Raw genomic sequence first — 18213 nt, 5'->3', positions numbered from 1 at the left:
CCCGTGCCACCACCCCCAGGAGACGACGATGTCGACCACCCGCACCCCCCGCACCGCCGCCCGCCGCAGCCGCAGCCGTGCGCTCGCCCTGCCGACCGCCCTGGCCGTCGCCGTGCTGCTCCCCGGCTGCGTCAGCAACGCCGCGCCCGAGGAGGAGAGCGCCGAGGCCGCGGCGGCGCCCGCCGCCGGCAGCGGCAACGACGCCCCCGGCGACGAGGTCGTCATCGGCTTCACCGCACCGGCCGCCGACCACGGCTGGATGGCCGCGGTCAGCACCGCCGCCGTCGCGGAGGCCGACGGCTACGAGGACGTCGAGCTCCGGCAGGCCGAGGGCACCAACGACGTCGGCCTGCAGATCAGCCAGGTCGAGACCTTCATCAACGAGGGCGTCGACGCCATCGTGCTGCTCCCGGTCGACGGGGCCGCGCTGACGCCGATCGCCCTGCGCGCCATGGAGGAGGGCATCCCCGTCATCAACGTGGACCGCGAGTTCTCGAGCCCCTTCGCCGCGCGCTCCACCGTCCTCGGCGACAACTACGGCATGGGCGTCTCGGCCGGCACCTACATCTGCGAGCAGCTCGGCGACCAGCCCGACGCCGTCGTCGCGGAGGTGGCCGGCATCGACTCGCTGCCCCTGACGCAGGACCGCAGCCAGGGCTTCGCCGACGCGCTCGCCGACTGCGGCCTGGACGTGGACAACCGCGTCGCGGCCGAGTTCACCGTGGAGTCGGGGGAGGCGGTGACCGCGAACCTGCTCCAGGCGGCGCCGGAGATCGACGCCCTGTGGAACCACGACGACGACCAGGGCGTCGGCGTGCTCGCCGCCATCGAGGCGGCCGGTCGGGACGAGTTCATCATGGTCGGCGGGGCGGGGTCCGCGAACGTGATGCGGGACATCCAGGAGGGCGGCTCGGTCGTGCAGGCCACGGTCGTCTACCCCTCGACCCAGGCGGCCGACGGCATCCGCCTGGCCCGTCTGATCGCCCAGGGCAAGGGGCTCTCGGACCTCGTGGAGAACGAGGTGCCCCGCTCCATGACGCTGTACGCCCCGGTCGTCACGGCGGAGAACGTCGACGACTACCTGCCGATGGCGTTCGAGTCGTGAGCCCGCGCACCGCCGAGCAGGGGTCCCTCCCGTCCGGCCCCCGGGTCGGCGCAGCCGACGACCGGCCCGCCCTCGGGGTGGGCATGGTGGGCCACTCGTTCATGGGCGCCGCCCACAGCCGCGCCTGGACCTCGGCGGCGGCGAGCTTCCCCGTGCCGCTGCTGCCCCGCCTCGCGGCGCTCGCGGGGCGGGACGGGACCAGGGCCGCCGAGGCGGCGCAGCGCCTGGGCTGGGCGGACGTGGAGACCGACTGGCGGGCCCTGCTCGAGCGCGAGGACGTCGACCTCGTCGACATCTGCTCGCCGGGCGACACGCACGCCGAGATCGCCTGCGCCGCACTGGCCGCCGGCAAGCACGTGCTGTGCGAGAAGCCGCTCGCCAACTCCGTCGAGGAGGCCGAGGCCATGGTGGCCGTCGCCGAGGAGGCGTCCGCGCGCGGCGTGCGCTCCATGGTCGGCTTCACCTACCGACGGGTGCCCGCGCTGGAGCTGGCGCGCCAGCTCGTGGCCTCCGGGCGTCTCGGGGCGCTGCGCCACGTGCGCGTGGCCTACCTGCAGGACTGGCTCGTCGACGCCGACGCGCCGATGTCGTGGCGCCTCGACAAGCAGCGCGCCGGCTCCGGCGCGCTCGGCGACATCGGGGCCCACGCCGTGGACATCGCCCAGCACGTCACCGGCCAGCGGCTGACGGGGGTCACCGGGCTGCTCGAGACCTTCGTCCGCGAGCGCCCGGTGGTGGACGGTCCCTCGGGGCTGACCGGCGGCACCGGCGCCCGGGGGGCCACGGCGCCGGTGACGGTGGACGACGCCGCCGTCTTCCTCGCGCGGACCGACGGCGGCGCGCTGGCCACCTTCGAGGCGTCGCGGACGGCCACGGGGCACAAGAACGCCCTCCGGCTGGAGGTCGACGGCGAGCTGGGCAGCGTGGTCTTCGACCTCGAGCGGCTCAACGAGCTCCAGGTCCACGAGCGCGGGGGCGACGCCCTGGTCGAGGGCCGCCGCCGCGTGGTGGTCACGGAGCCGGGGCACCCCTGGATGTCGGGCTGGTGGCCCCCCGGGCACGTCCTCGGGTGGGAGCACGCCTTCACGCACCAGGCCGTGGACCTGCTCGGCGACCTCGCCGCCGGTCGCGCCCCCTCGCCGTCCTTCCGGGAGGGCCTGGTGGTGCAGCGGGTCCTCGACGCGGTGGAGCGCAGCGCGGCGGCCGGGGGGCGGTGGGTCGAGGTGCCCGCCCCCGCGCAGGACGCCGCGCCGCGCCGCGCCGCCGGCTGAGCCGGTGCGGCCCGCCCGTGCGGGGGGCGGGCGGGCCGCACCCAGAACCGCTGCTGGAGAACCCGAGTCCGAGATCCGGCTCGACGAGCCCGACCCGAGGAGACGCGCGTGACCCGTCCCGTGACCCTGTTCACCGGCCAGTGGGCCGACCTCCCGTTCGAGGAGGTGTGCGCTCTCGCCTCCGGCTGGGGCTACGACGGCCTGGAGATCGCGTGCTGGGGCGACCACCTCGACGTCGCCCGCGCCGCCGAGGACGACGCCTACGTCCGCGACCGCCTCGACGTCCTCGAGCGCCACGGCCTGCGGGTCTGGGCCATCTCGAACCACCTCACCGGTCAGGCCGTCTGCGACGACCCGATCGACGAGCGCCACCGGGCGATGCTCTCGGAGCGGGTGTGGGGCGACGGCGACCCCGAGGGCGTGCGCCGGCGGGCGGCGCGCGAGATCGAGCTCACGGCGCGCTCCGCGGCCCGGCTCGGCGTCGACACCGTCGTCGGCTTCACCGGCTCGAGCATCTGGAAGTACGTCGCCATGTTCCCCCCGGTGCCCGAGGGCCTCGTCGAGGCCGGCTACCGGGACTTCGCCGACCGGTGGAACCCGCTGCTCGACGTCTTCGACGAGGTGGGCGTCCGGTGGGCCCACGAGGTCCACCCCTCGGAGATCGCCTACGACTACTGGACGACGGTGGCGGCGCTCGAGGCCGTCGACCACCGCCCGGCCTTCGGCCTGAACTGGGACCCGAGCCACTTCGTCTGGCAGGACCTGGACCCGGTCGGCTTCCTGTGGGACTTCCGGGACCGGATCTACCACGTGGACTGCAAGGACGCGAAGCGCCGGGTGGGCAACGGGCGCAACGGCCGGCTCGGGTCGCACCTGCCGTGGGCGGACCCCCGCCGGGGGTGGGACTTCGTCTCCACCGGGCACGGCGACGTGCCGTGGGAGGAGTGCTTCCGGATGCTCACGACGATCGGCTACGAGGGCCCCGTCTCGGTGGAGTGGGAGGACGCCGGGATGGACCGGCTGCACGGGGCGCCGGAGGCCCTGGCCTTCGTGCGCGCCCAGCAGTTCGACCCGCCGTCCGCCTCCTTCGACGCGGCCTTCGGGGGGCGCTGAGGCCGGGGGCCGCGCCCTCCTGGCGGTCTCAGCCCGTCAGGACGGCGCTCGCCCGCACCTCGCCCGGCGCCTGCAGCGAGAACGCCGCCGTGGCGCCGCCCGCGGTGGCGCGGTAGTCGCCCAGGAGCCCGCGCACGCGCACGCGGCCCTGCTCGTCGGTGCGCAGCGTCGTGGGCGCCAGCCACCACTCGCCCTTCACGAGGTCGCGCAGCGCGTCGTAGGCGGGCTTCGGCGTGCCGTCGGCCCGCACGAGGCCGACCGGCGCGCCGAGCCACGCCCCGTCGTCGGTCAGGCCCCAGTAGGTGATGGCCTCCACGGAGGGGTGGGAGGCGAGGGTGCGGTAGTGCCGCACCAGCTCGTCGGCCTGCCGCTCCTCGCCCTCGGGCGTGGACGGCCAGGACTCGACGCGGTAGTCGTTGAGGTCCTCGACCTCCGGCGGCATGAGGGGCCCGGACAGCAGCGTGCTCTCGGTCATGTGGATCGGCAGGCCGTACCGGGAGAAGCGCTCGAGGACGGCCAGCGTCCTCTCCTCGCCCCAGTAGCCCTGGTGCATGTGGCTCTGCAGGCCCAGGGCGTCGACCTGCACGCCGGCCTCCAGCACGCCCTCGACCAGGCACTCGTACGCCGGGGACATGTCGAAGTCGTTGAGCAGCAGGGTGGCTGAGGGGTTGGCGGCGCGGGCCTCCTCGAACGCCATCCGGATCACGGCGATGCGACCCCGCTCGCGGCACAGGCGGGTGATGCCGTTCATCCGCTCCTCGTTGGTGAAGACCGGCATGATCACCACCTCGTTGACGGCGTCCCACACGTCCACGACGCCGGCGAAGGCGCCCACCTCGCGCCGGATGCGGGCGCGCTGGGCGGCCTCCACCTCCTCGGTCGGCAGGTCGCGCAGCCAGTCCGCCGTGACGGTGTGCCACACGAGCGGGTGCCCCTTGACCCGGACCCCCTGGTCGGCGAACCACCGCGCGGTGCGCAGCAGGCGAGCGGTGTCCGGCTTCCCGCGCTCGGGCTCGAAGCCGCCCCAGTAGAAGGGCAGCGTCGTGGTGTTGTAGAGGTCCACGTACAGCTCCGCCAGCCGCTCGGCGAGCCCGGGCGAGGCGCCGCCGAAGGCGCTGTCCGGGTCGGCCTCCGTCTCGCCGTTCGCGTGGCCGACGAAGTCGAACCCGATGTTGCCCAGCGACAGCGCGTGCCGCGTCTGCTCGACGACGACGTCGGTGCCGGCCAGCGGTGCGCCGTCGGGCCCGCGCAGCTCGAGCACGGCGTCCGCGGTGCGGTGGGCCAGCTGCGGGTCGGGGGAGGGCGAGCGGTGGGGCAGGGGCACGGCGTGCGCCTCTCGTCGGCGGTCGGGGAGCGGTGGCTGGGGGAGCGGTGGCTGGGGGAGCGGCGGCCGGGGGAGCGGCCGGACCGGGCGCGGACGGGTCGCCGGCGCGGCGCGGGTGGTCGGGCTACAGCGCCCGGGTCGACCCGCGCACGACGAGCTCGGTGGGCAGCCGGACGTGCGTGCCGCCGTCCGGGGCGGTCTCCGGCGAGCCGTTCATCAGCTGGACCAGCAGCTGCACGGCGGACGTGCCCATCGCCTGCATCGGCTGGCTGACGGTGGTCAGCGGCGGCTCCGCCAGCACCGACTCGGGGACGTTGTCGAAGCCGACGACGGACAGGTCGCCCGGGACGGACAGGCCCAGCTCGCGGGCGACGCCCATGGTGGCGATCGCGGAGACGTCGTTCGCCGCGAAGACGGCGCTCGGGCGGTCCGGGTGCGCCAGCAGCTCGTGGGCCGGGCCCGTGGCGGTCTGGGGGCGGTACCCGCCCACCCGCACGAGGTCGGGGTCGACGGGCGCGCCGGCGGCCGCCATGGCGGTGCGGAAGCCCTCCTCGCGCAGGCGGGAGGACTCCAGGCCCGGGCGCCCGCCCAGGAAGGCGATCCGGCGGTGGCCCAGGCCGAGCAGGTGCTCGGTGGCGAGGACGGCGCCGCGGACGTTGTCGGCGTCGACGGTGGGCAGGTCGCTCGGGCCGGCGTGCGGGTCGATCGCGACCACGGGCACGGCGCCGGCGGCCCCGACGACGGTGGGGGTCACGAGGATGGCTCCGTCGATGAGGGTGCCCCCCAGCCGCGAGAGCGACCTGCGCTCCCAGCCCGCGTCCTCCTCGGCGCGGCCGCCGCCGGAGTACGCCAGCAGCTCGTACCCCGTGCCGCTGATGGCCGCCGCGGTGCCCTTGATGATCTCGGTGCTGAAGGGCTCGAACTCGGCCACGAGGATCCCGATGACGTTGGTGCGGTGGCTGCGCAGGCTGCGCGCGACCAGGCTCGACTCGTAGCCCACCTCCTCGATGACGCCCCGCACGTGCTCGACGGTCCGGGCGGAGACCCCGTAGCGGCCGTTGACCACCTTCGAGACGGTCGCCGCGGAGACCCCGGCCAGCCGGGCGACGTCGGTGATGGTCACGCGCTGGGGGTCAGCGGGCGTCGTCGCGCGCTGACGGAGTTCGTCCACGCGAGGAGCCTAGCGTTTCGAAACCGTTGTCGAAAACGTTTGACACCCGGAATGGGGCGTGTGCATCCTCGGCGGCGCACCCCTCCGTCAACGACGACAAGGACACTCCCCATGGCGAGGAACCGAGCCCTCTCCGCCGTCGCGATCCTGGCGACGGCGTCCGTCCTGACCGCCTGCGGCGGCGGCGACTCCGACGCCGGCGGCGGCGAGTCCGACGGCACCATGACCTGGTGGCACAACTCCAACAGCGACCCCGGCAAGGCCTACTACGAGCAGGTCGCCGCGGACTTCGAGGAGGCCAACCCGGGCACGACGATCGAGATCAGCGCCCTGGCGCACGAGGACATGCTCACGCGGCTCAACGCCGCCTTCCAGACCGGTGACACGCCCGACGTCTACATGGAGCGCGGCGGCGGCGAGCTCGCCGACCACGTCGAGGCCGGGCTCACGATGGACCTCTCCGAGGCCGCCGCCGACACGATCGAGACCATCGGCAGCTCGGTCAACGGCTGGCAGGTCGACGGCGCCACGTACGCCCTGCCGTTCTCGGTCGGCGTCGTGGGCTTCTGGTACAACACCGAGCTCTTCGAGCAGGCCGGCATCACCGAGCCGCCCGCGACGATGGAGGAGCTCGACGCCGCGGTCCAGGCGCTCAAGGACGCCGGCATCCAGCCGATCTCCGTGGGCGCCGGCGACAAGTGGCCGGCGGCGCACTACTGGTACTACACCGCCCTGCGCGAGTGCGGCCAGGACGTCCTCGAGGACGCCGTGACCACCCTCGACTTCTCCGACCCGTGCTTCGTCGCGGCCGGCGAGGACCTCGAGGGCCTCGTCGCCACCGAGCCCTTCAACGAGGGCTTCCTGGGCACCCCCGCCCAGGAGGGCCCCGCCAGCGCCTCCGGCCTGCTCGCGACCGAGCAGGTGGCCATGGAGCTGGCCGGCCACTGGGAGCCCGGCGTCATGCAGGGGCTCACCGAGGACGGCGAGGGCCTCGGCGAGAAGACCGGCTGGTTCCCCTTCCCCTCCGTGGAGGGCGGTGACGGCGCGCCCGACGCCGCGCTCGGCGGCGGTGACGCCTGGGCCTGCGCGGCCGACGCCCCGCCGGTGTGCGTGGACTTCGTCCAGCACCTCCTGAGCGACGAGGTCCAGCAGGGCTTCGCCGAGCGCGACATGGGCCTGCCGACCAACCCGGCGGCCAACGACGCGGTGTCCGACCCGGCGCTGGCCGACCTCATCGAGTACCGCGACAGCGCGCCGTACGTGCAGCTGTACTTCGACACGGCGTTCGGCGAGAACGTCGGCGGGGCGATGAACGACGAGATCGCGCTGCTGTTCGCCGGGCAGGCCACGCCGCAGGACGTCGTCGACGCGGTCCAGGCCGCGGCCGGCACCGCCTGAGGCCGGGGGCGGACGACGTGAGCGGACGCTCGACGGGCGCGCACGTCGCGGCCCCACCCCGCGGCGGCCGGGGGCGGCAGCGGCCGGCGCGGGCTCTCCTCGGCGGGGCGCCAGCGCCTGGAGATCGCCGTCTTCACGGGCCCGGCGCTGGCCCTGCTCGCCCTCTTCGTGGTGGTCCCGGTCGTCCAGGCCGTGCGCTACTCGGTGTTCGACTGGAACGGCCTGGGGCCCCTGGACGACTTCGTGGGCCTGGCGAACTACGCCCGCGCGCTGCAGGACACCGTCTTCACGAGCGCGGTGCTCAACAACTTCCTCATCATCGGGCTGTCCATCGCGATCCAGCTGCCGCTGGGGCTGGGGATCGCGCTCCTGCTCAACCGGGAGATCCGCGGCCGGGGCTTCCTCCGGGTCGTCATCTTCATGCCGTACGTCCTCGCCGAGGTCGTGGCGGGCGTCGTCTGGGTGCTGCTCCTGCAGCCAAACGGCCTCGTCGACGCCGTCGTCGAGGGCGTGGGGCTCGGCGGGCTGACCCAGCTGTGGCTCGGCGACCCCGAGGTCGCGCTCGGGACCGTGATGGTGGTGCTCACCTGGAAGTACCTCGGCCTGGCGGTGCTGCTGTTCCTGGCCGGCCTGCAGGGCGTGCCCGAGGACGTCTACGAGGCCGCGCAGCTCGACGGCGCGTCGTGGTGGCAGGTGCAGCGCCGGATCACGATCCCGCTGCTGGGGCCGACGATCCGCACCTGGGGCTTCCTGTCCATGATCGGCTCGCTGCAGCTGTTCGACATGGTGTGGATCCTCACCGGCGGTGGTCCTGCCAACTCGACCGTCACGATGGCGATCTACCTCATCAACCAGGGCACCGAGCGCGGCCAGTACGGCTACGCCTCGGCGGTCGCCGTCATCCTCTTCGTCATCTCGCTGGTGCTGGCCGTGCTGTACCAGCAGTTCATCCTGCGTCGCGACACCGACAGCGCACCGACGCCGAGGAAGGCCGTGCGATGAGCGCACCCACCACCACCCCCGCCCCGGGCCGACCGGTCCCGCTGCAGCCCGAGCGGCGCGGTCGCCGCACCGCCTTCGGGGGCGGCGGCCCGCTGGTCTACGCGATCGCGGCGGTCGTCGTCGTGGTCACCGTGGCCCCGGTCGCCTACGCCTTCCTCGGCGGCTTCCGCTCCAACGCGCAGCTGGCCGCGAACCCGACGGGCCTGCCCGACCCGTGGGTGGTCGACAACTACGTCGACGTGCTGACGTCGCCGAGCTTCTGGCGCTACACGCTCAACTCGACGCTCGTGGCGCTCGTCACGACCGTCATCGTGTGCGTCCTCGGCGTCATGGCGGCCTACCCGCTGGCCCGCTACCAGTTCAAGGGCCGCGAGGCCCTGGCGCTGGTCTTCACCCTGGGCCTGCTGTTCCCGCTGACCGTGGCGATCATCCCGCTCTTCCTGCTCGTGCGGGACGTCGGCCTGACGAACTCGGTCTGGGGCGTGGCCCTGCCGCAGGCCGCGTTCGCCCTGCCGCTGACGGTCGTCATCCTCCGGCCCTTCCTCGCGGCGCTGCCGAAGGAGCTCGAGGAGGCGGCCATGATCGACGGCGCGTCCCGGTTCGGCTTCTTCTGGCGGGTCCTGCTGCCGCTGTCCGGGCCCGGCCTGGTCACGGTGGGCGTGCTCGCCTTCGTCGCCTCCTGGAACGCCTACCTGCTGCCGCTGCTCGTGCTCTCCGACCCCGCCTCGCAGACCCTGCCCCTGGGCGTGGCGAGCTTCTCGAGCCAGTACGCCCAGGACACGGCGGGCGTCCTCGCCTTCACCTCGCTGGCGATGATCCCGGCCCTGATCTTCTTCCTCGCGATGCAGCGGCGGATCGTCAACGGCCTCCAGGGCGCCGTCAAGGGCTGAGCGGACCTCGATCCCTCTGCACCGACCTGCCTCCGTCCCGCTGCAGCGGCCTACCGTCGAGCCGCCCCCTCGCGGTGGCGCACCGCCCGCCGCCGCGAGCCCTCCTCTCCACCACGCCCTCCGGAAGGACCCCATGAGCACCGACCTGTCCCCGCCCACCGGCCTCGGAGCCCCGGCTCCCGCCTCGGCGCGCGTGGAGGAGCTCCTGGCGTCGATGACGCTGGAGGAGAAGCTGGCCCAGCTCGTCGGCCTGTGGGAGGGCAGGGGCGGCGACGGCGACGGCGGTGACGTCGCGCCCATGCAGGACGCCATGCAGTCCGAGGACGCGGAGTTCGAGGCCTTCGCCACCCAGGGGCTGGGGCAGCTGACCCGCCCCTTCGGCACGGCACCGCTCGACCCCGTCGAGGGGGCGCGCGGGCTGGCCGCCCGGCAGCGGTGGCTGACGGAGAAGACGCGGCTGGGCCTGCCCGCGCTCGTGCACGAGGAGTGCCTGACCGGCCTGGCGGCCTGGCGCGCCACCACGTTCCCCGCGCCGCTGAGCTGGGGCGCGAGCTTCCACCCCGAGCTGGTGGAGCGCATGGGCGCGGCCATCGGCGAGTCCATGCGGTCCCTCGGCGTGCACCAGGGCCTGGCCCCGGTGCTCGACGTCGTGCGCGACGCCCGCTGGGGACGGGTCGAGGAGTGCATCGCCGAGGACCCGTACGTGGTGGGCACCGTGGCCACCGCCTACGTCCGTGGGGTGCAGTCGACCGGCGTCGTGGCGACCCTCAAGCACTTCGTCGGCTACTCGAACTCCCGCGCCGGCCGCAACCTCGCCCCGGTCCACGCGGGCCCGCGCGAGATCGCCGACGTGCTCCTGCCCCCCTTCGAGATGGCCGTCCTCGACGGCGGCGTCGACTCGGTGATGAACTCCTACGCCGAGGTCGACGGCGTGCCCGTGGCCGCGGACGCGTCCCTGCTCACCGACCTGCTGCGCGACGAGTGGGGCTTCACCGGCACGGTGGTCGCCGACTACTTCGCCGTCGCGTTCCTGCAGTCGCTGCACGGGGTGGCCGGCGACCCGGGCGACGCGGCCGCGCAGGCGCTCGCCGCCGGCATCGACGTCGAGCTGCCCACGGGCACCACCTACCTCGAGCCCCTGGCCGCCCGCGTCCGCGACGGCCGCACCGGCGAGGAGCTGGTGGACCGGGCGCTGCGGCGCGTCCTGGCGCAGAAGGAGCGCCTGGGCCTGCTCGACGCCGTCTTCGACCCGGACGCCGTCGGGGAGATCGACCTCGACCCGCCCGCGCACCGCGAGCTCGCCCGGCAGATCGCCGAGGAGGGCGTGGTGCTGCTGAGCAACGACGGCGTGCTCCCGCTCGCGGCGGCCGAGCCGCGGCGGGTGGCCGTCGTCGGCCCCAACGCCGACGACACCTCCGCGCTGTTCGGCTGCTACAGCTTCGCCAACCACGTGCTGGCCCAGCACCCCGGCGTCGAGCTGGGTCTGGACGTCGCCTCCGTGCTCGAGGCCGTGCGCGCCGAGCTGAGCGGGGCGACCACCACCTCCGCGCGCGGGTGCGACGTCGACACGGCGGACACGTCGCAGATCGCCGCGGCCGTCGACGCGGCGCGCGACGCCGACGTCGTCGTGGCGGTGCTGGGCGACCGCGCCGGGCTCTTCGGCCGCGGCACCTCGGGCGAGGGCTGCGACGCCGAGTCCCTGGACCTGCCGGGCGTGCAGCGCCAGCTGCTGGAGGCGCTGCTCGACACGGGAACCCCGGTCGTGGCCGTGCTGCTCACCGGCCGGCCCTACGCGGTCGACTGGGCGCTGGAGCGCTGCGCCGCCGTCGTCCAGGCGTTCTTCCCGGGCCAGGAGGGCGCCGGGGCCGTCGCGGGGGTGCTGTCGGGGCGGGTCAACCCCTCGGGGCGCCTGCCCGTGTCGCTGCCCCGCTCGGTGGGGGCCCAGCCGTACTCCTACCTGCACCCGAAGCTGGGGGCGCAGAGCTCGGTGAGCAACATCGACACCGCGCCCGTGCGGCCCTTCGGGTTCGGCCTGTCCTACACCACCTTCGCCCACGAGGACCTGCGCGTGGCCTCGGCGCAGGTGCCCACCGACGGCGCGCTGCAGGTCTCGGTGCGCGTGGAGAACACCGGCGAGCGGGCCGGCGCCGACGTCGTGCAGCTCTACGCGAGCGACCCCGTGGCCTCGGTGACCCGGCCCGTCACGCAGCTGCTCGGGTACGCGCGGGTGGAGCTCGCGCCCGGGCAGAGCGCGGAGGTCGTCTTCGACGTCCCGACGACGCGGCTGGCGTTCACCGACCGCTCGATGACCCGGGTCGTCGAGCCGGGGGCGATCGACCTGGCCGTCGGCACCTCCTGCCAGGACCCGGTGCTGACCGCCGCCGTCGAGCTCACCGGTGCCGTGCACCGCGTCACCACCGCCGACCGGCGCGTCGTCGGCGTGGACGTGGTCCCGGGCTGATCTCGGGCCACGCCGTGGCGGCCTGCTGGGACGGCGCCCCGCCGGCGTCCCAGCAGGCCCGCCGGGCGGTGGCGCGCTGCTGGGCGGGTGCTCGTGGCGGTCGGCGGGCGCTGACGACGTCGCTGCGCGGACGGTCGCCGCGCCAGGCGTGGGGCCGCTCGTCGACGGGGTGCAACCGACGCACGCGCAGACCCGTGACCTCCGAGGAGGGGGCCGTCGTGGACGACGGCTCTCCGACCTCGGCCGTCACCGGTAAGGGGCGTCGTCTACCGGATGCGTGGGTCGCACGGCGGGCGTGGCCCCTCGACCCGGCCGCGGCATCGGGTTCGGCGGCGCGGTGCGGTGGACCTGCCTGAGCCCGCACACCCGACGGCAGGGGACCGATGACTTCGGCGACTGCCGCACGTCCACGCAGCAGGCGGCCCGCGAGGGGCCGACCGACCGACCGGGAGATCGCCGTGCGCATGGCCTTCATCAACGTGCCCGTCGCGGACAAGGAGGTTTCGAAGTCCTTCTACTCCGCCCTCGGCTTCACGCCGAACCCGCAGTTCGAGAGCGACACCACCGCGTGCATCGTCGTCGAGGAGAACATCTTCGTCCTCGTCCACGAGCCGACGAGGTGGCGCGAGTTCCTGCACTCGGAGGCCGCGCCCGCAGGGACGACGGCGTTCATGGTCGCGCTGTCGGCGGGCAGCCGCCAGGAGTGCGACGCCCTCAGGGCCAAGGCTCTGGCCCACGGCGGATCGCCCTACGGTCCCGCGCAGGACCTCGGCTTCATGTACGGCACCAGCTTCCGCGACCCGGACGGCCACGTGTGGGAGGTCACGTGGATGGACGTCCCCGCCGCCGCCGAGTCCGGCGGCCTCGACCAGCCCTCCTGATCCTCCGGGCCGCTCGGGCGTCCACCGGCGCTCCATGGCGGACGCCCGAGCATCACTCGTGCCCGCCGACGGACCCACGGTGCGTGGCCGGTCGTCGATCATCGTCCGGTCGACGACCGTCAGCGGCACGGCGACCGGCCAGCGATCGTCGAGTGGGCGGCTGCGGCGCTCTCGTCGGTGATGTCGTCGAGCAGTCGCAGGGTCGGCTCACGGGCGCGACGGGTCCGGTGTCAGCCGTCCATGGGCCAGTGCCGCCGGTGCTCGTGCGTGCGTGAGGATGCAGCCCGTGGCGCTCTTCGCGGTCCCCGACCCGGGCCTGCTGGTCGCGCTGTCCCTGCTCGTGGCGGTCAGCTCCGCGCTGCAGACCGCCACCGGGTTCGGCTTCGCGATCCTCAGCGCCCCCCTCGGCGCCGTGCTGCTCCACAGCCCGGCCGCAGCCGTGACCACCGTGGTGATCGTCGGCACAGCCGTCGACCTGCTGGTCCTGCTCCTGCGGCGCCGCCCACCTGCCCCCCGGTGGGACGAGGTCGCCGTCCTCGGGATCAGCTCGCTGCCCGGCCTGGCCCTGGGCGCGTACCTGCTCGTCGTCCTGCCCCAGCGGCTGCTGATGATCGTCATCGCCGCCGCGGTGCTGGTCGCCATCGCCTTCCGGGTCGCCTCCCGCCGCGCAGGCCAGGCGGCGAAGCCCGCCTCGCGCAGGTGGGGTGCCGTGGCGGGCCTGCTGTCCGGCGCCCTGGCGACCTCGACGACGCTCGGTGGCCCTCCGACCGTCTACTACCTCACCCATCGGCCTCACGGCCCGGCGACGGTCAGGGACACCCTCGTCACGCTCAACCTCGTCCGTCTTCCGCTGAGCGTGACCGCACTGGCCATCGGCGGCGTGCTCGTCCTCATCCCCGGTCTCGGCTGGCTGGTCCTGTCCGCCCTCGCCGGCTTCTTCGCCGGCGACCGCATCTTCCGCGCACTCGACCCAGGCCGCTACGAGGTCCTCGTCCTCGCGCTGCTCTGCCTCGCGGCCCTGGTCGCCGTGATCTCAGCCTTCGCCTGAGCGCCCCACCGGCCCCGCCCGGCGGCGCAGGCTGCGCCAACTGCCCGCTCACCTCGCAGGGCTCGCGGGCGCTCCTCATCAGGTCTCGACGGCTCCAGGTGCGCTCGTGCTCTCCCACCGTCATGCCGCCCCGGATGACCATCGTCAGCGGGATGCTCAGGTGCAGGCGTCGGCGGCGTCGCCGGCGTCCACCAGCGTGCAGGCAGCGGTCGTCTTCGGACGCCACGACCCAGGTGCCACCCTCGTGCGGCAGTCCTCGACGTCATGATCGAGGGCCACCGTCTCGGTCATGGGGCCGATGGTCCCGTCACACTCGCCGCTGTCCAGACGTCAGTGCCCGTCAAGGCGTGGTCGTCGAGAAGGGGTGTCGTCGGTGGATGTGACGGAGGCCTTCGAGGGGGAACGCCCTCGGCTGGTCGGGATCGCGGCGCGCGTGCTGGACGACCCGGCTGAGGCCGAGGACGTCGTGCAGCAGGCCTGGCTGCGTCTGCACGGCACCACCGCAGAGATCGAGAGCCTGCCCGCGTGGCTGACGACGGTCACGACCAGGTTGTGCCTCGACCGCCTGCGGGCGCGCACCCCCCTGGCTGAGGACGTGGGGATCGAGGTCGAGGCGGGCGCCGCAGGAGACCCGGCGGACGAGGTCGCTCTGGCCGACACCGTGGGCATCGCCCTCCAGGTCGTGCTCGAGCGGCTCTTCCCGCGGGAGCGGGTGGCGTTCGTCCTGCACGACAGCTTCGGGTTCGACTTCTCCACCATCGCCGCGGTGCTGGAGACCACGCCGGCGGCCGCGCGCAAGCTCGCCTCCCGGGCCCGCGCCAAGATCGGCCAGCCCGACCCGCAGGACGGGCTGGCCGACTGGCAGGTCGTCGACGCCTTCATGGCGGCCGCCCGCGGCGGGGACCTCCAGCGACTCCTGCAGCTGCTGGCTCCGGACGTCGGGGTCCGCGCCGACGCGGCCGCTGCCGGCCTCGGCACCCCTGAGCGGCTCGACGGACGGCAGGAGGTCGCCGCCTTCTTCAACGGCAGCGCCAGCGCCGCGCTGCCGGTCCTGCTCCGGGACCGGCCGGTGGCCGCCTGGTTCCACCGCGGGCACGCGCGGGTGGTCTTCGACATCACCGTCATCGACGGCGTCGTCGCGCGCATCACCTTCCGCGCCGACGCCGACGTGCTGGCCCAGGTGGTCCGCCGCGACGGCGGGATGCGACGCCAGTGAGGAGGAGGACTGGAGGGGCCGGTCACACCCGACCCCTCAGGAACGTCAAGAGCACGGAACCCCGACCACGTGCAGGACTGCGCTGAAGGAGACCCGCTGTGAAGACCATGACCTGCCGCCAGCTGGGCGGCGCCTGCGACGTCGAGCACCAGGGCAAGACCGCCGACGACATCATCATCGCCAACGACCGACACCTGAAGGAGGCTGAGAAGGCCGGGGACGCGTCTCACCAGCTCGCCCGGGACGCGATGAGGGCCCGGTGGCGTCACCCCAAGAAGTCACTCGGCTGGTACCGCGACGTCCACAGGACATTCGCCGGCCTTCCGGACAGCTGACCCACCGGGCACAGGCCATCACCTGCGGACAGGGAGCGCGTGAGCAGCACGATGAACCAGGTAGTCGCCCAGCAGGGCGTCCACGACGTACCCGGCGGAGTGGTGCACCCACTGCCGGAGGACCTGCACCGGATGCTCGTCGACGACAACACCGCACTCACCGCATGGCGGGACATCACGCCACTGGCCCGCAACGAGTTCATCTGCTGGGTCGAGGACGCCGAGCAGGACCAGACCCGCCGACGTCGCATCCGCGTCACCGAGGACGAGCTGCAGCGCGGCGAGCGGCGACCGTGCTGCTGGCCGGGGTGCACGCACCGAGAGCGCACCGGCACGTAGGTCTGCGGGTCGTGCTCCACGCTGCCCCAGGCCCGAACAGCCTGCCCATCGCCGGTCGACGACCGTCTGCGGGATGCCGTCCACCGAGTCTCAGTCGGGCTGAGCGACCACCCAGAAGGGGCCGTCCGTCGGACAGGCGTCGGGGATGTCCGCGTCTGCATCGAGCTCAGGAGTCCATCCGCCGCCGAGCTCGACGGTGCTTCCCTCGGTGACGTCGCGCGCCGTGCTGTCGTTGCTGGGGAACACCGGCACGTAAGGCTCTTCCTGACCACCGCCGTCCTGCTGCACGACCAGGCAGCCGTCGAGGTCTTCGACGACGCCGGTGAGCAGGGCGCTGTTCCCGCCACCGCCCGTGGGCTCGTCGTAGGCGACTGCGAGGCCGTCCTCTCGCGTCGTCGGCGCCGACTCACCACAGCCCGCTAGAGCCGCCACGAGGACCAGCGCGGCGCCACGTCGAGCGGGACCCATGCCGCGGGATCGACCCAGCGACGAGGTGGGGGAGCCGTGATGCGTCAGAGACGTTCGACGCGCCCGCACGTTCCTGGGCTCCTGCGGGGGAGTGCTGCAGGAGCCAGTGACAGCGAAGCGGTGCTGTCGCGACGAGGTGACCGGTCGAGGACCGACCGATGGGACGACCTGTGGGCCCGGGTCCTCGACCTGTCGGCGGTCGCTCAACGTCGCCAGAGCAGGTGGTGGACCACTCCGCTGGGGCTGGGGATGACGTCGTGGTGGTACCGGTCGTCGAGCTCATCGGTCGAGGCCCAGAGCCGGGTGCCTGAGCCGAGCTCGATCGGGGCGACGGCGACGTGGAGGGTGTCGACCAGATCGGCCTCGAGGAACGCGCGGATGGTCTGGGCGCCTCCGCCGAGGCGGACGTCGCGGCCGTCCGCGGCGGTGCGCGCCTGGTCGAGCACGTCCTCCAGGGAGTCGTCGACGAAGTGGAAGGTCGTGTCGGCGAGGGTGAAGGAGGGGCGGTGGTGGTGGGTGAGGACGAAGACGGGCGTGTGGAACGGCGGCTCGTCGCCCCACCAGCCCTGCCACTCGTGGTCGGTCCACGGCCCTCGGTGGGGGCTGAACTCGTGCGCGCCCATGATCTCGGCGCCGATGTCGTGGTGGAAGTCGCGGGCGAGGTGGTCGTCGAGCCCGCGCGTGCCTCCGGGTGCGGTGCGACCAGGGAAGCTGGCGGTGGGGAAGACCCAGGACAGCAGGGTGCCTGGGTCGGCATGGCCGAAGGGTCTTTCCAGGCTCTGGTCGTCGCCAGCGCCGTAGCCGTCGGCGGAGACGGTGAAGTTCTGGACCTTCAGCAGCTGCGGCATGACGCTCCTCGTGTCGGTTGCATCTTCGACCGGCGGCCGGGCGCGTGCTCATCGCTCCCCCCGGGGGGCGCGCCTCGACCGGTGCAGCACGGGCTTGTAGCGAGTCGCCAGGGGAACTCCGATCGGCCGGCCGTCGTCAGCGGGACGCTGACCGTCCAGCGACCGTCTGCGGGAGCCGATGCGCGCCCTCGTCGACGAGGTAGGGCGTGTCGGCGCGAGCGCAGGGGTCAGAGACTGAGGACGACCAGGCCCAGCGCTGCGAGGGGGAGGCCCACGAGCAGGAAGGCCCCGAAGCCCGTCAGCGGACTCGCGTGGCGCTCCCTGCGCCGGTCTGGGCCGATCGCCGTGCCGCCTCCGAAGGCGGTGCCGAGGTCGATGCCCACGCCGCGGGTGACCTGGTCGCTGGCCGTCAGGCCGACGAGGGCGCCGATCACGATGGCGCTCAGTCCCCAGGCGGTGGCGAGACCGGAGACGTCGAGCAGTGCCAGGACGCCCGCGACGGCGGTGACCAGGACGAGGGCGCCGATCAAGCGCACGGCGACGGCCGCCCACGGAGATGCGTCGCGGGATGAGGGCATGGCCTCACCGTAGGCACGGCAGTGGCCGGGGCGGGTGCATCAGGGCCTCCGGACCCAGGACGCCGCGCCGTCCTTCCCGGACGAGGATCCACTGAGGGGCGGTCGCTGTGCTCAGGTGCGCCTCGTGCCTCGCTGACCGATCAGTCCGACGGCGAGCCAAGCGGAGCCGGCGGCGAGTCCGACGACCACGCCGACGGTCGGAGTCACCGCGAAGCCGAGCACGAGGCCGAAGACCACGGCGATGAGCAGCGACCCGCCGTATCGAGAGGTCGCGTCTGTGCGCATGACCACGAACCTAGCGAAGATCATCTGGGGAGGAGCTTGAGCGCTGGCGGCGACATCGTCGATGGGAGACTGCTGCACGAGCTGGCGACACGCGGCCCTGGCGTCCGGTCGAGGATCGGCGTGTGGCGAGGCCGGACCGTGTCACCTGCTCATGCGTCACGGGCCGCCTCCCTGCGGCTCTGGCGCCGACCGCGCCGTCTCGCGGTGCGCTCGTCCCAGCCGACGCTCGCTGAAGAAGACCGTCATGCACCGCGACCAGCAACCGCTGCCGTTGAGCAGAGGGCTGTTCCTCCACACATGCCCTCCCGCGACGAATCCGCCGGCCAGAAGGCCTGCGAAGCCCAGGACACCTGGGCCCGTGGTCGGCGACGAGGAGGCGAGGTACAACAGCTCCCGCTGTCTGTGTCTCGTACCGGGTCTGATGGAGGCTCTCATCGCACGGGAGGATGAGAGTCATGGCAGCACCGAGGAAGTACCCGG

18 protein-coding genes and 1 pseudogene are annotated in these 18213 nt (G+C 73.7%); 12 read left to right on the top strand and 7 right to left on the bottom strand.

Going from position 1 to position 18213, the window contains the following annotated elements:
• Nucleotides 1-28 precede the first annotated feature (28 nt).
• From Q0848_RS10960 to Q0848_RS10950, 3 genes are all read left to right on the top strand, one after another.
• Nucleotides 29-1105: a substrate-binding domain-containing protein gene (locus tag Q0848_RS10960; protein WP_299037461.1), complete on the top strand. Its 1077-nt coding sequence runs from the start codon at nt 29-31 to the stop codon at nt 1103-1105.
• Between the two features lie 83 nt (nt 1106-1188).
• Nucleotides 1189-2376, top strand: coding sequence for a Gfo/Idh/MocA family oxidoreductase (locus Q0848_RS10955; RefSeq protein ID WP_366146555.1), 1188 nt, complete (start codon nt 1189-1191; stop codon nt 2374-2376).
• Nucleotides 2377-2484: 108 nt separating this feature from the next.
• The gene (locus tag Q0848_RS10950; protein ID WP_299037459.1) at nt 2485-3489 is read left to right on the top strand and encodes a sugar phosphate isomerase/epimerase; all 1005 of its coding nucleotides are present in this window, start codon (nt 2485-2487) and stop codon (nt 3487-3489) included.
• A gap of 28 nt (nt 3490-3517) precedes the next feature.
• On the opposite strand, the gene Q0848_RS10945 is transcribed toward Q0848_RS10950, so the two are convergent.
• Together Q0848_RS10945 and Q0848_RS10940 are read right to left on the bottom strand one after the other, a co-directional pair.
• Complete coding sequence (locus Q0848_RS10945) at nt 3518-4807, bottom strand: endo-1,4-beta-xylanase (protein WP_366146554.1); 1290 nt, start codon at nt 4805-4807, stop codon at nt 3518-3520.
• Nucleotides 4808-4937: 130 nt separating this feature from the next.
• Nucleotides 4938-5984 carry a LacI family DNA-binding transcriptional regulator gene (locus tag Q0848_RS10940; protein ID WP_299037457.1) on the bottom strand — a complete coding sequence of 349 codons (1047 nt, stop codon included), beginning with the start codon at nt 5982-5984 and terminating at the stop codon, nt 4938-4940.
• 111 nt (nt 5985-6095) lie between these two features.
• Between Q0848_RS10940 and Q0848_RS10935 the strand changes: the two genes are divergently transcribed.
• The 6 genes and pseudogenes from Q0848_RS10935 to Q0848_RS10910 all read left to right on the top strand — a co-directional run bounded on the left by Q0848_RS10935 (nt 6096) and on the right by Q0848_RS10910 (nt 13664).
• Nucleotides 6096-7382 (top strand): ABC transporter substrate-binding protein, encoded by a 1287-nt coding sequence (locus Q0848_RS10935; RefSeq protein WP_299037456.1) that lies wholly within the window; start codon nt 6096-6098, stop codon nt 7380-7382.
• 96 nt (nt 7383-7478) lie between these two features.
• Nucleotides 7479-8384, top strand: a pseudogene (locus Q0848_RS10930) (sugar ABC transporter permease); the annotation flags it as partial.
• The gene (locus Q0848_RS10925) at nt 8381-9274 is read left to right on the top strand and encodes a carbohydrate ABC transporter permease (RefSeq protein WP_299037454.1); all 894 of its coding nucleotides are present in this window, start codon (nt 8381-8383) and stop codon (nt 9272-9274) included. The pseudogene Q0848_RS10930 and the gene Q0848_RS10925, both read left to right, overlap by 4 nt.
• A gap of 133 nt (nt 9275-9407) precedes the next feature.
• Nucleotides 9408-11735, top strand: a complete 2328-nt coding sequence (locus Q0848_RS10920; RefSeq protein WP_299037453.1) for a glycoside hydrolase family 3 N-terminal domain-containing protein — start codon at nt 9408-9410, stop codon at nt 11733-11735.
• Between the two features lie 458 nt (nt 11736-12193).
• Entirely contained in the window at nt 12194-12616 is a 423-nt protein-coding gene (locus tag Q0848_RS10915) for a VOC family protein (RefSeq protein ID WP_366146551.1), read from the top strand.
• Between the two features lie 286 nt (nt 12617-12902).
• Complete coding sequence (locus tag Q0848_RS10910; RefSeq protein WP_299037451.1) at nt 12903-13664, top strand: sulfite exporter TauE/SafE family protein; 762 nt, start codon at nt 12903-12905, stop codon at nt 13662-13664.
• Between the two features lie 156 nt (nt 13665-13820).
• Here the strand turns inward: Q0848_RS10910 and Q0848_RS10905 are convergent, their stop codons facing one another.
• Complete coding sequence (locus tag Q0848_RS10905; protein ID WP_299037449.1) at nt 13821-13955, bottom strand: hypothetical protein; 135 nt, start codon at nt 13953-13955, stop codon at nt 13821-13823.
• An 82-nt stretch (nt 13956-14037) separates the two neighbouring features.
• Here Q0848_RS10905 and Q0848_RS10900 point away from each other — a divergent pair, with 82 nt between their 5' ends.
• The 3 genes from Q0848_RS10900 (at nt 14038) to Q0848_RS10890 (ending at nt 15554) form a co-directional block, all read left to right on the top strand.
• Nucleotides 14038-14880, top strand: coding sequence for a sigma-70 family RNA polymerase sigma factor (locus Q0848_RS10900; protein WP_299037447.1), 843 nt, complete (start codon nt 14038-14040; stop codon nt 14878-14880).
• 98 nt (nt 14881-14978) lie between these two features.
• Nucleotides 14979-15215 (top strand): hypothetical protein, encoded by a 237-nt coding sequence (locus tag Q0848_RS10895; RefSeq protein WP_299037444.1) that lies wholly within the window; start codon nt 14979-14981, stop codon nt 15213-15215.
• Between the two features lie 51 nt (nt 15216-15266).
• Entirely contained in the window at nt 15267-15554 is a 288-nt protein-coding gene (locus Q0848_RS10890; RefSeq protein ID WP_366146553.1) for a YdeI/OmpD-associated family protein, read from the top strand.
• A 90-nt stretch (nt 15555-15644) separates the two neighbouring features.
• On the opposite strand, the gene Q0848_RS10885 is transcribed toward Q0848_RS10890, so the two are convergent.
• The 4 genes from Q0848_RS10885 to Q0848_RS10870 all read right to left on the bottom strand — a co-directional run bounded on the left by Q0848_RS10885 (nt 15645) and on the right by Q0848_RS10870 (nt 17733).
• Entirely contained in the window at nt 15645-16022 is a 378-nt protein-coding gene (locus Q0848_RS10885) for a hypothetical protein (RefSeq protein WP_299037440.1), read from the bottom strand.
• Between the two features lie 203 nt (nt 16023-16225).
• Complete coding sequence (locus Q0848_RS10880) at nt 16226-16870, bottom strand: dihydrofolate reductase family protein (RefSeq protein WP_299037438.1); 645 nt, start codon at nt 16868-16870, stop codon at nt 16226-16228.
• A gap of 227 nt (nt 16871-17097) precedes the next feature.
• Complete coding sequence (locus tag Q0848_RS10875; RefSeq protein WP_299037436.1) at nt 17098-17448, bottom strand: hypothetical protein; 351 nt, start codon at nt 17446-17448, stop codon at nt 17098-17100.
• A 111-nt stretch (nt 17449-17559) separates the two neighbouring features.
• A complete protein-coding gene (locus Q0848_RS10870; protein ID WP_299037434.1) occupies nt 17560-17733 on the bottom strand; it encodes a hypothetical protein in 174 nt (57 codons plus the stop codon).
• Nucleotides 17734-18213 lie beyond the last annotated feature (480 nt).

Source organism: uncultured Pseudokineococcus sp. (assembly GCF_947495735.1).
In the GTDB taxonomy this organism is placed as follows: domain Bacteria; phylum Actinomycetota; class Actinomycetes; order Actinomycetales; family Quadrisphaeraceae; genus Pseudokineococcus.
This window is presented reverse-complemented; position numbering and strand designations above follow the sequence as displayed.

What these genes read in the sequence shown, in the direction of transcription:
- Q0848_RS10960 (WP_299037461.1), top strand. Translation starts at nt 29, where the DNA reads ATGTCGACCACCCGCACCCCCCGCACCGCCGCCCGCCGCAGCCGCAGC.
- Q0848_RS10955 (WP_366146555.1), top strand. Translation starts at nt 1,189, where the DNA reads ATGGTGGGCCACTCGTTCATGGGCGCCGCCCACAGCCGCGCCTGGACC.
- Q0848_RS10935 (WP_299037456.1), top strand. Translation starts at nt 6,096, where the DNA reads ATGGCGAGGAACCGAGCCCTCTCCGCCGTCGCGATCCTGGCGACGGCG.
- Q0848_RS10925 (WP_299037454.1), top strand. Translation starts at nt 8,381, where the DNA reads ATGAGCGCACCCACCACCACCCCCGCCCCGGGCCGACCGGTCCCGCTG.
- Q0848_RS10920 (WP_299037453.1), top strand. Translation starts at nt 9,408, where the DNA reads ATGAGCACCGACCTGTCCCCGCCCACCGGCCTCGGAGCCCCGGCTCCC.
- Q0848_RS10905 (WP_299037449.1), bottom strand. Translation starts at nt 13,955, where the DNA reads ATGACCGAGACGGTGGCCCTCGATCATGACGTCGAGGACTGCCGCACG.
- Q0848_RS10890 (WP_366146553.1), top strand. Translation starts at nt 15,267, where the DNA reads ATGAACCAGGTAGTCGCCCAGCAGGGCGTCCACGACGTACCCGGCGGA.
- Q0848_RS10885 (WP_299037440.1), bottom strand. Translation starts at nt 16,022, where the DNA reads ATGGGTCCCGCTCGACGTGGCGCCGCGCTGGTCCTCGTGGCGGCTCTA.
- Q0848_RS10880 (WP_299037438.1), bottom strand. Translation starts at nt 16,870, where the DNA reads ATGCCGCAGCTGCTGAAGGTCCAGAACTTCACCGTCTCCGCCGACGGC.
- Q0848_RS10875 (WP_299037436.1), bottom strand. Translation starts at nt 17,448, where the DNA reads ATGCCCTCATCCCGCGACGCATCTCCGTGGGCGGCCGTCGCCGTGCGC.
- Q0848_RS10870 (WP_299037434.1), bottom strand. Translation starts at nt 17,733, where the DNA reads ATGCGCACAGACGCGACCTCTCGATACGGCGGGTCGCTGCTCATCGCC.